This window comes from Agrobacterium sp. K11 (assembly GCF_059429395.1).
Genome location: NZ_JCAHRB010000010.1, coordinates 122159 through 136134, shown reverse-complemented (window position 1 = coordinate 136134; position 13976 = coordinate 122159). Strand labels below are relative to the sequence as shown.

The window sequence follows — 13976 nt, the reverse complement described above, 5'->3', positions numbered from 1 at the left end:
TCGGCTTTCCGCAATATCGGTACCGTCGAGCACGGAATATCTTGAGAACGCTGCGGCGTCGCTTGCGCTCACCAATACGACCGGAACGCCCAGTGCTTTCAGTCTCAGGTCGCCTCCAGTCACCTTTCCCGACCGAGATTAAAGTCGAGAACGCGACTTCACCCGGACAGTGCGTCCCGCATTCCAGAAATGGTGCTGCTCACCCCCGGGGCGACTGCATGGTCTTGGCTGGCAAGACAGCTCCGCGCATCGACAACGACAGTCACAACTCTGGTGAAGTTGACGGGCGCGTGATCGATCAAGCCCTGAATGGCGCCAGTTTGATTGCGGCTGCCAGGGGGGCATACGCCGCCCGGCCCGATGCGGTGATTTCCGTGGAAAGAAGCCCGTTTTCGCACAGTCGGCCGTCGTCCCATCCCGGGTGATTGACGATCGGATAAAGGCACACACCCTCAAGCGGAACGCCGTACTGCATGGCAATCTGCACTTCGGCGCAAACATATTCAAACCAGGATGCCCTGCGTCCTCCCTCCGTACCGGTTTCAGCGATCAGCATGGGCTTGCCGTAACGCGCATAGGTCTCGATGAGAATTTTGCTTAGCGGTTTGTACAGCGGATGGCCGATATCGACCGGCGGCCCGCCGTGGATCCACTGGTTATTGAAATAATAGTTCACGCCGACGATATCGAGATAACGCTCATCACCGCCGATCTGCGGCCACATCCGGCCGGAGATCAAGTCCCAGCCCTGGAATTGAGACTGGCGGTGCCCTTCCGCCATGCCTGCTTCCCACGGGCGCGATGGATCGGTGATGACGTTGATGACAGGATCACAATGGACAAACCGGGCGCGGGGATCGACCGAAATTATCGCGTCCACGGCACTAATCGCCGCTCGTGCCAGCTGCACTTTCAGTTCGAAGCCACGACCTCGGCTAAACGGGTTGAGATATCCCGCATCGCCTCCGCCCCAGGCAAAAAACGAAATTTCGTTGACGGGGCAATAGAAGGGAATGTCGTCGCTTTCCTCACGCACCAGGCGGGCGCAGGCTGCGGCGTAGCGTGCAAATCGGTCAACGAACCGTGGCGACCAGATGTCCAGATCATCGGGCCAGCCATAATGCAGCAGATCCCAGATAACCTGCGTTCCCGTCTCCCTGGCCGCCCGCAGCATCGGGCGAATGCTGGACCAGTCGTATTCGCCGGCACCGTCGATCAAATGCCAGCGAAAGCCATCCCGCACCGTGCGGATACCGAATTCGGCAAGCTGGCGATAATCCCGTGCGGCATTTATGTCGTGAGTGATCGTAGAAATCATGTCGAGCCGCCGGCCGTTGAGTTCGCCGTCCCTTGGCCGAAGGCGATGGCTCGAGCACTCGAAACCGCCTTGCAGGAAAGATTTGAACAATCCCGTCGCTCGCGCCGCTTTGCGCTCCTTATTCACTTCGGTGAACAATTGCTGCCAAAGCGGTATCACCGCTTGAGCGGAATAGGTCGCCTCCACTTTCCGCTGCAATGCGGAGCCAAGGGAACGCCGGCGTTCGCCAGAGGCAATCAGAAAACCGATCCTCTCGGCGACAGCAACCGGATCGTCATAGTGTACGAACAGGCCCGAGACACCGTCCTTTATCTGCTGCATCGCGCCGTTATCCGGCGTTGAGATGACGGGTAGACCTGCGGCGCCTGCTTCCGCGATCACATGTGGCATGCCTTCGCCGCGGGAAAGCCATGTAAAAATATCGAAGGCTGCGAGAAGATCGGCAACGTCTTTTCGGTCGCCCAGAAATTGAAGGACGTCGGAAAGCCCATGTTTTGCGGCTAATTCCCTTAATGTGGTCGCGTATTGCGGGAGGAAGGCATCAGGCCCGCCGACGATGACGAAGCGGGCGCGGGCGTGGGCGCGGCTGACGATTGCTGCCGCGTCGATGAAATCTTCGACGTTCTTTTTCGGATCGAGGCGGCCGACCCAGCCGATGAGGATCTGATCGTCGGTGATGTTGAGACTGCGGCGCATCCGGTCTCTTTGTGTCGGGTCAAAGGCCGACAGATCGACCATCGACGGAATTTCGATGGCGCACGCTTCGCGGCCCGGCATGTGGGAGGCAGCGGCATCGCGGATCGTGCGGCAGACGCCGACATAACGGCTGGTGAAATGTTTCGGCCCTGCAAGCGCCTCCGAGACGAGGCCACCATGTTCGATAAGCAATGGGCGCAGGTGCAGGCGCTCCAGCGCCGGGTAGATGTCGGCAACGTTTTGGCAGGAAACCACGATGTCGTAGCCGGAAATCTTGCTGGCGAGATAGGCAACCGTATCGTCGAACGAGAGGCTGTAGGGCGTGGTGTCAACGTCAACCCCGAGCGCGCGCAGCTGTTCGTGCGTCTGTTCCGGCATGCCCGGTTTGCGAAAGCAGGCAACGACGTCAATGCGATATCGCTTCCTGTCTAGGTGCTTGGCGAGTAGCTGGACTTCCGTTTCCTCTCCGCCGACGACCAGCCAGGCGAAAACGAACAGTATCCTTAAAGGCGCTTGTTCGGCAATCATTCGCTCACCTGGAACACGATTTGCAGAAAGTCCGGTCTGTTTTCGACCAGATCGGCAAGAAAGGCCGGGGCCTCGTCCATGGCGATGACATGCGTGATCATGTGTTCGCGGATCAAGGCACCCTCAACGGCAAGGAGATCCACGGTTGCGCGTGCTAGTCGTTCCCTGTTCCAGAGCGGCGCAAGCCCACGCGGCACGCGGTTTATCTGCGCGCACCGGATGTTGAGGCCATTGTGATGAAATTCCTCGCCCAGCCGCAGATGATCGGAGCCGCCCTGATAAAAGGCAAGGTCGATCACGGTTCCCTGTGGTCGCAGGGCTTTCAGCGCCGTGTGCAGGCTTCCGGGATGTGCTCTGGTCTGAAATACGATATCTGCGCCACGCCCCATCGTGCCGTCGTGCCAGCGAGCCTTGGCGTGCTGCCATGCCTGCTCTTCGCTCATTGCGGTCAGGCCGATGGCTTCGGCTTTTCCGCGACGGAAATCGGACGGGTCGGTGATGATAACGTCGGAGGCGCCAAGCTCTCGGGCAAACAGTGCTGTCATCAACCCTACGGTGCCTGCCCCGATGACGATTACGGGGCGCCCTTTGACCCCCGCACCCAGCGTCGGCACATTCACGCCAAAAGCTTCCGCATCGGCATGAAGGATGCCGTTTGCCGCAATCGGGCCCATCTGCGCAACAAAGATGCCCAGCAGCGGATCGAGGGTCGGCGGCAGGGCGACTAGCACATCGTGGAAAGGGTCTGCCGTATGGCCGGTTTTGTGACCGTAGGCCGAGGCGATGATATCCCCTGATGCAATTCCTGCTGCGTGAGACTGCGATACGCGGGCGACCTCCATGTATCCGAGGAACGGCACAGGGTAGTGCAGGTCCGGCTCGTTTTCGATGAACACGCCGCGACCATGGTCAAAACGGGAGCGGAAATAGGGATTGGTGTTCTTCAGAAACGTCAGCTCGGTTCCTGCGGAAAGACCGGTATAAAGAGTATCGAGCCGAAACTGACCATCGGCTGGCGGACCTTCGTCATAACCAAAGAAGTAGGCCCGACCCGGCGCTTCGACCCCGAGCGACCTCACGTGGCGGTGGCCGGGCGGCAGCCCCTGTGGTGCTTCCGGGCGCGGCTGGAACTGCAAGGGGGCTGGTTGCACGCGCACAAAATCCGGCTTTTCAAGACGGACAGGTTCCCCGCTTTTTGCCGATGACATGACCGCAAGAGCGAGACGGTGCGTGGCGAGGGCTTCTGCATAGGGGCAGCGAATGCAGTTTTCACCGCCACGCACGGCGTCGATAAAATCTCTGTCTTCGCGCCAAACCGGGTCGCCATCTGCGCCGCGCACGGGGCGTCCCTGTCCCACATCCACCATGATATCCCTGTCGGTCAGCTCTATGGCCAGCCGGTCAGCAAAAATGTGGAGACCGACACGGTGATTCCAGCCGAGCAGGCAGGTGGAGGCGATATTGGCCACCACGCCCGTCTCGAAAGTCAGGTTTGCAGTGGTAACGGTGGGCACGTCGAGGCCGGGGAACTCCGGTCGGTCCTTGTGTCCGATGCGGCCATAAACCTCGGTCACCTCACCGACAAGAAAGCGGACGAGGTCGAGAAGATGTGTCGCCTGCTCCACCATTTGCCCGCCGGATTGGTCCCGCTTCCACCACCACTGAGGCGGCGGCGTTGAATCGAGCCAGTAACCGGACAGGAGCTGAGCAGGATTTTCGGCCAGAAGACCACGGGCCTCGTCTATAATGTCGAGATAACGCCAGTGATACCCGACCGCTGTGATCAGATTCTTGCGCGCGACGCCTGCAGCAATTTCCTGCGCTGTTTCAATGTTTAGTGAAACGGGCTTTTCGACGAAAAAAGGGATGCCCCGCTCGATCAGATCATGCTCTGGCTCCCCGTGAGCAAAGGGTGGGATGCAAACGTATACGGCGTCCGGCAGAACAGCATCCAGCATGTCGCGGTGATGCTGGAAGGACTTCGCGCCGAAACGCATCGCCGCCTGGTCCGCCCGTGCGATATCGGGGTCGGCGAAACCGACAAGCTCGACGTCATCAAAATCGGCCAGAATGTCGAGGTGCCGCTGGGCGATGCCACCGACACCGATGAAGGCGAGGCGTGTCTTCTGCATGGAATTGTCCTTTTGATTTTGCGTTGCTCGCCTTCCGAGCACCCGCTCGTAGACTGCGCCGGTCTCCGCTGCCATCCGGTCAGCGGAGAAGTGTTTCTGGAAACGCTCGCGGCCCATATCGCCAGCGGTGGCCAGACGACGAGGATCGCTCAGTGCCTCTATGATGGTGCACGCCAGCGAGGCGGGCAGATCGGGTTCCGCAAAAAAGGCGTGGACTTCCCCCAGCGCTTCAACCGTTCCTCCAACACGCGTTGCAACTACGGGCAGGCCAAGCGACATGGCCTCCAGCACGGCAATCGGCAGCCCTTCGAAACGCGACGGAAGCACAAAGAGGTCGGCGACGCCCATGATCGCAGCGATATCCGATCTCTGACCGAGGAAACGTACGTGGTCATCGATGCCCAGTTCCGCCGCCAGCCTTTCCGCATTTTGCTGTTCCTCGCCCGATCCCACCAGCAGCAGCACGAGCGACGGATATGATTGCAGGACTTCCGGCAATGCATGCAGCAGCTTCGCGTGGTCCTTCTGCGCCGTGAAGCGGGCGACGGTCAGAAGGACCGTCTTACCCAAGAGGCCGAGGTCCTGCTTCAGCTGGGACGATGAACCGGCCGGGCTGAGTGGAAAAATGCCGTTGCGCACGATCGTCAGTTGTGTGGGCGCGATGTGGGAACGGAAACTTTCCATCGACGAAGAGGACACGACGATATGGTGGGCAAGGTGTCGGGTCTCGCGCCTGTAAAGCTCCTGCTGACTTGGGTCGGTTAGAAGATAAGGAAGATGCTCCGTCCTGATGATGGGAATTCTCTTGACGGTTTCTGCCGTGGCAAGATCATGCCCTTCCCATCCGATGCCGGCGTGGACATGAAGAAGGCTGATATCTGTCTTTGCGAGCCATGCGTGAAAGTCGCTATGATTTGCAGCCAGTTTCACACCTAGCCCGTACCGCGCCGCACGCGGCAGCAGACCGGCCTTGTCCTCGAGGATCAGGGACAGCGTTACGTCCCAACGACTTGACAGCGCCCGACCGAGCGCAAGCATGTGCTCTCCCATTCCGGATGGGTCGAGGCTGTCGGTTGCAAGAACGATGCGGGGCCTGTCAGTCACCCTGGGCATCGACCATAACCCCGCCGCCAACCCGCTGTGACCGCAGACGTCTGTAGGTCGCGAGAGCCTGACCTACAACCTGATCCATATTGTAGTATTTGTAGGTGCCAAGCCGCCCGACGAATGTCACGTCATCCTGTTTGCGGGCCAAAGCCTCGTATTGTTTGTAGAGGGCCTGATTTTCCGATCGAGGAATAGGATAATAGGGGTCGCCCTCGGCACAGGCATATTCGTAGCTGATGCTCGTTCTCGGATGGACCTGGCCGGTTAGATGCTTGTATTCCGTCACCCGCGTATAGGGCACGTCCTGCGAGGGATAGTTGATGACAGCCACCGGAAACATCCGTCCGATATCATGGGTCTCATGGTGAAATTCCAGACTGCGGTAGGGAAGATGGCCGAAGCGGTGGTTGAAATATTCATCGATCGGGCCGGTAAAGATCGTATGTCTTGCAAGGCCCGCATGCCTGATGTCGGCGAAATCTGTGCCGAGCATGACGGTGATGTTCTCGTGGTCGAGCATGCGCTCGAACATGCGGGTATAACCGTCGCGCGGCATGGCCTGAAACCGGTCTAGGAAATAACGGTCGTCCACGGTCGTGCGGGTCGGCACGCGTGCGGTGACGGAACGGTCGAGTTCCGATGGGTCGAGGCCCCATTGTTTTCGCGTGTATCCCTCGAAGAACGTCTGGTAGAGTTCTCGTCCGACCTGCGATATGACGACGTCCCTCGATGTCAGGATAGAATCACATGGCTGCGCTCGACCCGCGAGGAAAAGGGCAGCCGCGGCTTCATTTGCGAGATCAAGATCATAAAGTGCGTTCAGCGTCGTGCGGTTGATCGGTATGGGAAGGCGTAGATCGCCGACCTGCGCAAGAACCCGGTGTTCGTAGGGCCTCCATGCCGTAAACCGGGAGAGATAGGCAAAGATGTCCTCGCTGTTGGTATGGAAGATATGCGGCCCATATTTATGAACCAAAATACCTGCCTCATCGTAATGATCATAGGCGTTGCCGGCGATATGGGGCCGCTTGTCGCATAGGAGGATTTTCTTGTCCCCGTCTGCGGCCAGACGTTCGGCCAGGACTGATCCTGCAAATCCCGCGCCGACGATGAGATAGTCGTAAGTCTGCGGTTTATCGCGGCGAGCCTGTCTGAGAAACGATCTGTCGGGAGTAACAATCGGCATCCCGATGTTTGTGGCCGCCCTGTTGACCAGAAGTGACATGGCGTCGAATGTTGCGTCCCACGATGAACGCGCAAGGACCTCGTCCACCGCCTGAAGCCAAGGGTCGCCACCTCTCGATATGGCAAGTGCTGCGTCACAGGCCGACGCGAAGTCACCGGTGCCGTTGGCGATGAAAACGCCGCGGACATCGCCGTAACCGCGTACAACATCTGTAATATGCGTGCTGACGACGGGGCATCCCGCCGCAAGATATTCCGGGGTTTTGGTCGGACTGATGAAACGCGTCGCATCATTGAGGGCAAAAGGCATCAGCGCGACGTCCCAGCCGCTGAGATAGGCGGGAAGGTCCTCATAAGCCTTCTGACCGAGATAATGGATATTCGATGCCGTTGGCAGGTCGGCGGGTGAAATCTTCAGAACGGGGCCGACAAAAACGAATGAGAAGTCCGGGCGAACCGCCGCCATCTTGCCGATAAGGCCAAGATCCAGCCGCTCGTCAATCACGCCGTAATAGCCGAGACGCGGATGGGGAATGGACGACTGATCGGCTGGCTCCGCGATATCCCTACGCGCCGTGTTGAAATGACCGGTATCGACGCCGGAGGGGAAGGGGTGGATGTTATCGTGCCGGTGCTTCTTTGCTTCGTAAAGGCTGATGCCGCCTGTGAAAACTACATCCGCCCGCCTCATCAGCGCCTGCTCGGCGTCCCTGATCTCCGGTGGAGCATGCTTGAAGTTGGCAAGCTCATCCATGCAATCATAGATCACTGCTGCGGCATCGACGTGTTTTGCAAAGCTGAACATTATGGGTGTGTAGAACCAGAGGATGGGTTTACTGCCGCCCTGTAGGTCCAGCAGTTCGTCAAGTATCCGACCCAGTGCAGCATCGCGCTCTTCGGCGCTCCACCAGTGAGGAATGCGGGGACGGATCGCCTTGACGCTGGTTCCCTCAAACGAATGGATTTCAAGATAGGCAAGGTGATGGTCGGTCGGAATGAATTCCTCGAAAAAGAACACCTGCCGTTCGCGTGAGAAGCGCTGCATCAGGTGCTGCGGTCTTTGCAGAACAAAATCCCATCTGAGATGGGAAAAACAGATAAGGGGGGAATTGGCCGGCACGCCGACATCAGCCGATTGCGGGTGGGAATTCAGCAGGTTCATCAAACACCTCGCAATAAAGCGCACGTCACATTGACGGTCTTCGAACCACCGGTCGGTCCTATAGTTCCTGAGATGTCATAAAAAACGATCCGGCTAATATTCGCCGAGGATGCGTTCCAGCTTTCGGATGCTGTGCGGCCACGTCCAGTTTGCGAGGACGACGTCACGGGGCCGATAGGAATCAAGTCGTCCAAGCATGCTGCTTATCCCCTCGTGAAATTCCTCTGGGGTCGCTGTGCCGCCGGTATCTGGCGTGATGTATTGCAGGCCACAGCTCAACCGACTATTGGCGAGAACCGGAATGCCCGCCAGCATATATTCGGTGAGGATCGCAGGCGCGCCGTCGTCAACCCCGCAGACGACGCCGATCCTTGCCATGTTCATCAGCCGATTGACTTCGGCGAAGGCGACACCCGGGGGATCGACGAAATCGACATTTATTCCCAACTCCCGGGCCTTGCGGTGCAAGTCACCGATCATTTCCCCATAACCGCAAACACAGAGCGTGCGTAGCGAGCGAGGTAGCCTGTCGAGAGCCGCAAACAGGATGTCGTGCCGTTTGTATGGCTGGGCTGCGGCAACATAGATCACGTCGTATATTTTGCGCAGGCCCAGGGGTCGAAAGGTCAATTCGGACGCAAATTCCGGACCGATTGGCATGATCGCGGTCGCCATCTCGGGGTGACGTATGCGTACCTCTTCGGACTGCCACTCAGCGCCCGTCAGGACAAGATTGAAATGACGGCTGACCTCAAACGGCACTCTTAACGCCGGCGCATCGATCGAATTGTAGATTTTGTAGCTGTCCCGGCACGCCTCGAGAATGTTCTCATCGACGCCAAGGCCCCAGACGCAGAGGATCGACGGCACCCCGAAGGCCTCAACGTGACCGATCATGTCGTTCGACGAAAAAGGTGCAGCCTCGCCGTTCATCCTGAACATTCGGCGCCTCAGGTGGGAGCCGGGAAGGATCGTGTCCCTTGGAGGCGTTTCTCCGCGCCAGTGCGTCCATATCTCGGCGCAATTGACCAGTCCTGTTTTAAGGGCGGCAAGGGGCAATCGCTCAATATAGCCGCCAACAACCTCCACCGGTTTTGGTGATTGTGATGGATGTGGATAATTTCCACGGGAGCCTGCAAGCCATTGATTGCGAAACCATTCAACGCTCTGGACACCGGAGTGATCGGGCCTGCCATCCTGAAAATCGCTGATGATGACTATTCTACGTATTGCAGCGGGCGAACAGTTCGCCATGGTTTGCCTCCTGGTATCGTTCAAGTCTGCACTTCCCCGCCAGTCTTGATGAGATCCGCCGAGCCGCGACGCCTCATGGAAAGTCGCTGATGCGTCCTGCAAGATCAGCTGAAACGCCTCGCCAAAAAACGCTCAGCCCGCCGCATCCAGATTGATGGCGTTGCAATCACCAGAACCCAATCCATCACCTGTTCCTTCATTGAGCGCAGCGTAAATAAGGCCAGAATTGCCGTTCAGTTCTCGGTCCAGTTCACGTGGCCAATCGCAACGCTCGTGAAAACGATGCGGTTCAAACCAGGCGTAGCGGACAGATTGACCTCAATGGTGCTGCCGTAATGATGACTGACGGTGATTGGAGCGGTATCGATAACTTCCTTTGGAGGATTGACGGGTCGGGTGGGACCAAACTGTCGCGATCAAAGTAAGTTCCGCAATCTTCAAGCCACGAAGTGTCCCAGCACGGCCGCCGCGTTGAATGAGGAGCCCCTGGGCGGCCATTGCGCCAAGGCGCATGATGGGAAGGTTCGGATCTGCGCTTGGCCGCGATCGACGAAGCGCTCGGTGCCGTCGACGGGGTGATGCAATTTGCACCACAGCGCAATTACGGATCGCTTGATGATCTCAAAACCTTCATAGATACCGCGCACGGTTGCGGCATGATGGTTTTGCTGGATGTGGTGTACAACCGCGGCGCGATTCCGTAACCTATAGTGCGTAGAATTCCTCTGGAAGTCTTCGCCTGCTGTCGACCGACACGCCGCTTTGCATATCGTGGTCCTCAGGACTAAACATTACGTCTATAACACCGTCCAAGTCGAAGCGCTCCAGGCGGTACGCGCTGTAAAACGCCATGGACTCCGTATAAGCGACGATCTTCGTGCCTTGGCCATTAATCCGCCGCAGGGACCTCAAAACGCTTGGGTAGAGTTTGAGGCTGAGGTCCCGACCCTGCCGCGACAATTCGATAGCTTCTCGGAACGGAGATGTTGTTCTCGTCGGTCACAGCTACGGGGGCACGATCATCACGGCAGCAGGTGATGATCCTAAGGTCAAGGCACTTGTTTATGTCGCAGCGCTCCAACCTGAAAAAGGTGAAAGCACAGCACAATTGCTCCAGTCTATGCCGTCACTCACCAAGGATATTAAGCCGTCGAAGGATGGGTTCCTTCTTATCGACCGGTCAAAGTTTGCTGCTGATTTCGGGGCAGATCTGCCCAAGGATCAAGCCGAGTTCATGGCCCGGTCTCAAATGCCTGTTGGCGTCGTCGCCACCAATGCGCAGGTTTCGGTCGCAGCGTGGCACGTGAAGCCTAGCTACGCAATTGTAGCGAAGGACGATATGACGGTAAACTCCGACTTGGAGCGCTGGATTACAACCGTGCCGGTTCAACGGTGACAGAGGTAGAGGGCAGCCACGCTATCTACATCTCGCAGGCGGCTGCAGTCGCAAAGGTTATCGAGGAAGCAGCCAAAGCTGCCAAGTAGCGGCGGCATGCATTCTGCAAAAGGCGCCTGTCTCGATGAACTTGCTAGCTGTGTCACGTTTGGGACGCGGCCGTCTCTGGCTCAACGATGAAGAGCGTCATCGGCTGAGTTGGCCCGACGCCTTGTACAGATGCCACTCCGGCGGGCGAAGTGAAGGACTGTCGGACATCGCTGGCCGTTTGTACTTTTTCATTCAGCGGCGCTTGAAAATTCGCGACGCTTGTATCAGTGCCGCTAGCAACCAGCAAAGATTGCGAGGACCCCTATGGATCGAGAGATCATTATACCCGACGAGATGCAGGAGATCGTCAGCCGAGCCGGCTATGCTCCCGCGGTTAAAGTCGGAGACACAATCTACGTCGTCGGCCAAGTCGGGCGGACCAAGGATCTCACGATTATTCACGATCCTTTAGAGCAATTCAGAGCTATGTGGGACAATTTACGAATTGTCCTGGAAGCCGCTCAATGCACGTTCGATAACATCGTGGAAATGACAAGCTATCACGTCGAAATGTCCAAGCACATGGACGTGTTCCGGACTGTCAAAAACGAGGTGTTTCCGAAGGGAACCTATGCGTGGACCCGGATAGGTGTCTCTGAGCTCGCGCATCAGGGACTACTCGCTGAGGTGAAATGTGTTGCCGTAAAACGATGATGGAACCCGTGTGTAGCGAACGAACCGTTCCACGCTGAGCATAAAAGCTACAGCAGCGTAGTGTATCGGAGGTGGTGGACTTTGGTTCGATTCCCTTCAAGAGCTTAAAAGAAGCCATACGCAGATAATGGCAGCGCGAATTTTAGCTAGAAAGCGTCATTCAACTGCATTACTATCTAGTTGAATCAGGAGATAGCCATGGCCGCCAACGCACTCGTCCAAACACGTATTGATGCCGAGGTTCGGGATCGTGCTTCTGCCGTGCTTGAAAGCATGGGCCTCACGGTATCTGATGCTGTTCGTATCCTGCTCACCCGGACTGCGAATGAGGGGGCTTTGCCCCTTGAGCTTCTTTCAGGCAGTGAAGCGCATGACGCCTGGTTTCGGAGCAAGGTGCTCGAAGCATTAAATGATACTCGGCCGGATTTATCAGACGAAGCCGTTGAGGCGCATTTTTCCGAACGTCGAGCAGCAGCACGTCTTAAAGCTGGTGTGCCCAAATCGTGAAACTTACTTGGTCTGCATTTGCGTTATCGGATCGCGACGCGATATTCACTTACATTGAGGCAGATAATCCTGCGGCCGCCGTTCTGATCGATGAGCGGATTGTCGCCTCTACCCGCCGTTTACTCGATTTTCCTGCCAGTGGGCGCGTGGGCAGAATTGCTGGGACGCGCGAACTCGTCATCAACGGTACGCCCTACGTCGCGGCTTATACCATTACTGAAACGACAGTTCGAATTCTTCGTGTGCTTCATGGCGCACAGGAATGGCCAGAACATATGCCGCCAAGATAACCGCCCCGCTCTCTCGGAGCCGGTGGTTCGATTCCTATCAAGGCGTTCAGGCATTGCGAGAGTGCAAATTCGGTATCGACGGAGGCAAGGTTCAGCGGGAAAATTAGTTTCCGTTTTATCGGCTGCCGCCATCTCTATTGGCCAGAGACTTGGCAATCGGTGACTTTGTCAAATTGAATAAAGGCGTGGCGTTCGTATTCCATCAAGGCTGAAGGCGCGAATCGCTACGGCAGCTTTGCACCTGCGCACAAGACATTGCGGTAGTATGAAAATCGGCTAACGTCGCAACGTCGACAGACAGGAAGAGCAACGAGGTGGCAATGATTGAACCCGGCGGGGATGAGCAATTAGTTACCCCACGTGACGACGGAGCAGCCAGGCATTTACCCGGGATGGAGTTGCCTGGCATTGGTTTGGTTGCGACGGATGGCACGACCGTCGATCTGCGTGAGCCGGGGTTAACCGTGGTCTATGCTTACCCCCGGACAAGCCCGCCCGGAGGAAAGGCGATTGACGGATGGGACGCAATACCCGGCGCGAGGGAATGTACACCACAGTCCTGTGCCTTTCGTGATCATTTCGCTGAACTGAAGGCATTGGGAGCAACGCGTCTGTTTGGCCTTTCTACGCAGACCACTGAGTATCAGCGAGAGGCAGCAGAGCGGCTTCACCTGCCGTTTCCTCTGCTTTCCGATCATTCACTCCTTCTGGTGTCAGCCCTTCGCCTTCCAACGTTCCAGGCTGGAGGCCTGACGCTGCTCAAGAGGCTCACGATGATTATCGAAACGGGCGTTATCAAGCATGTCTTTTACCCGGTCCATCCGCCAGAGAAGAATGCAGATGCCGTCATCGATTGGTTGAGTGCTACGACATGATCAGCCCGCCATCGACATTAATTGTCTGGCCGGTGATGTAGGCCGCATCCTCGGAGGCGAGAAACGCCACCAAGGCTGCCACTTCGGCTGGTGTTCCTGCGCGGCGCATTGGAATGTTGCGCACCCATTCGGCCATGAGTTCGCCGGGCTTGTAGTCACCGAGCATCTGGCCCCAGACTCGGTCGTTATAATCCCACATTTCGGTGTGGATGATGCCGGGGCAAATGGCGTTGACGGTGATGCCTTCGGGCGCCAGTTCCTTGGCCAGACTTTGCGTGAGGCCGACGACGCCGAATTTTGAAGCGGCGTAGTGGGGGGTATAGATAAAACCCTGGCGGGCCTGGCCGGAGGCGGTGTTAACCAGGCGGCCCTTGGTGCCACTTGCGCGGAAGCGGCGGATCGCCTCCTGGCAGCACAGGAACGCGCCCTTCGTGTTGACATCGAGGTTGAAATCCCACTGTTCTTGCGTCAGCTCCTCGATCTTGGAGATGGTGATGACGCCGGCGTTCTGGACGGAGATGGAAATGGGACCGATTGCCTCTTCGGCTGCGCCATAGGCCTCGCGCACCGCCGCCGCATCCCGCACATCGAGGATCACGCCATGGGTGACTGAGCCGGTTTCGTCCGCCAGCTTTTTGGCGGCGTCATTGGTGTCCTTGTCGACAGAGGCGATGGCGACTTTCGCGCCTTCCTCGGCAAAACGGCGGGCGATGCCGTAACCGATGCCCTTGTTGCCTCCGGTCACGAATACGGATTGACCTTCAAAGCGCCTCATGTCTCCT

Annotated in this window: 11 protein-coding genes; 6 read left to right on the top strand and 5 right to left on the bottom strand. The window is 57.6% G+C overall.

Features of this window, described 5'->3' with window-relative positions:
* Positions 1–298: 298 nt before the first annotated feature.
* The 4 genes from AC5SEO_RS18940 to AC5SEO_RS18925 all read right to left on the bottom strand — a co-directional run bounded on the left by AC5SEO_RS18940 (position 299) and on the right by AC5SEO_RS18925 (position 9382).
* Positions 299–2542, bottom strand: coding sequence for a glycosyltransferase family 4 protein (locus AC5SEO_RS18940; RefSeq protein ID WP_060642977.1), 2244 nt, complete (start codon positions 2540–2542; stop codon positions 299–301).
* Complete coding sequence (locus tag AC5SEO_RS18935; protein ID WP_320188091.1) at positions 2539–5778, bottom strand: glycosyltransferase; 3240 nt, start codon at positions 5776–5778, stop codon at positions 2539–2541. The genes AC5SEO_RS18940 and AC5SEO_RS18935 overlap by 4 nt, the downstream gene beginning before the upstream one ends.
* Positions 5771–8128, bottom strand: coding sequence for a UDP-galactopyranose mutase (gene glf / locus AC5SEO_RS18930; RefSeq protein WP_060642975.1), 2358 nt, complete (start codon positions 8126–8128; stop codon positions 5771–5773). The genes AC5SEO_RS18935 and glf overlap by 8 nt, the downstream gene beginning before the upstream one ends.
* Positions 8129–8221: 93 nt before the next feature.
* Positions 8222–9382, bottom strand: coding sequence for a glycosyltransferase (locus AC5SEO_RS18925; RefSeq protein WP_082546271.1), 1161 nt, complete (start codon positions 9380–9382; stop codon positions 8222–8224).
* Between the two features lie 536 nt (positions 9383–9918).
* On the opposite strand from AC5SEO_RS18925, the gene AC5SEO_RS18920 reads away from it, so the two are divergent.
* The 6 genes from AC5SEO_RS18920 (at position 9919) to AC5SEO_RS18895 (ending at position 13194) form a co-directional block, all read left to right on the top strand.
* Positions 9919–10086, top strand: a complete 168-nt coding sequence (locus AC5SEO_RS18920; RefSeq protein ID WP_162248402.1) for an alpha-amylase family protein — start codon at positions 9919–9921, stop codon at positions 10084–10086.
* 224 nt (positions 10087–10310) lie between these two features.
* A complete protein-coding gene (locus AC5SEO_RS18915) occupies positions 10311–10778 on the top strand; it encodes an alpha/beta hydrolase (RefSeq protein ID WP_320188090.1) in 468 nt (155 codons plus the stop codon).
* 354 nt (positions 10779–11132) lie between these two features.
* On the top strand, positions 11133–11522 hold the full coding sequence (locus tag AC5SEO_RS18910) for a RidA family protein (protein ID WP_112158195.1): 390 nt from the start codon (positions 11133–11135) through the stop codon (positions 11520–11522).
* A gap of 198 nt (positions 11523–11720) precedes the next feature.
* Positions 11721–12029: a type II toxin-antitoxin system RelB/DinJ family antitoxin gene (locus tag AC5SEO_RS18905; protein ID WP_060642972.1), complete on the top strand. Its 309-nt coding sequence runs from the start codon at positions 11721–11723 to the stop codon at positions 12027–12029.
* Positions 12026–12319, top strand: coding sequence for a type II toxin-antitoxin system RelE/ParE family toxin (locus AC5SEO_RS18900; protein WP_060642971.1), 294 nt, complete (start codon positions 12026–12028; stop codon positions 12317–12319). The genes AC5SEO_RS18905 and AC5SEO_RS18900 overlap by 4 nt, the downstream gene beginning before the upstream one ends.
* Before the next feature lie 320 nt (positions 12320–12639).
* On the top strand, positions 12640–13194 hold the full coding sequence (locus AC5SEO_RS18895; RefSeq protein ID WP_495363929.1) for a peroxiredoxin: 555 nt from the start codon (positions 12640–12642) through the stop codon (positions 13192–13194).
* Here AC5SEO_RS18895 and AC5SEO_RS18890 read toward each other — a convergent pair.
* Entirely contained in the window at positions 13184–13969 is a 786-nt protein-coding gene (locus AC5SEO_RS18890) for an SDR family oxidoreductase (RefSeq protein ID WP_060642969.1), read from the bottom strand. The genes AC5SEO_RS18895 and AC5SEO_RS18890 overlap by 11 nt on opposite strands.
* Between the last annotated feature and the right edge of the window lie 7 nt (positions 13970–13976).

What these genes read in the sequence shown, in the direction of transcription:
- AC5SEO_RS18940 (WP_060642977.1), bottom strand. Translation starts at nt 2,542, where the DNA reads ATGATTGCCGAACAAGCGCCTTTAAGGATACTGTTCGTTTTCGCCTGG.
- glf (WP_060642975.1), bottom strand. Translation starts at nt 8,128, where the DNA reads ATGAACCTGCTGAATTCCCACCCGCAATCGGCTGATGTCGGCGTGCCG.
- AC5SEO_RS18925 (WP_082546271.1), bottom strand. Translation starts at nt 9,382, where the DNA reads ATGGCGAACTGTTCGCCCGCTGCAATACGTAGAATAGTCATCATCAGC.
- AC5SEO_RS18910 (WP_112158195.1), top strand. Translation starts at nt 11,133, where the DNA reads ATGGATCGAGAGATCATTATACCCGACGAGATGCAGGAGATCGTCAGC.
- AC5SEO_RS18905 (WP_060642972.1), top strand. Translation starts at nt 11,721, where the DNA reads ATGGCCGCCAACGCACTCGTCCAAACACGTATTGATGCCGAGGTTCGG.
- AC5SEO_RS18895 (WP_495363929.1), top strand. Translation starts at nt 12,640, where the DNA reads ATGATTGAACCCGGCGGGGATGAGCAATTAGTTACCCCACGTGACGAC.
- AC5SEO_RS18890 (WP_060642969.1), bottom strand. Translation starts at nt 13,969, where the DNA reads ATGAGGCGCTTTGAAGGTCAATCCGTATTCGTGACCGGAGGCAACAAG.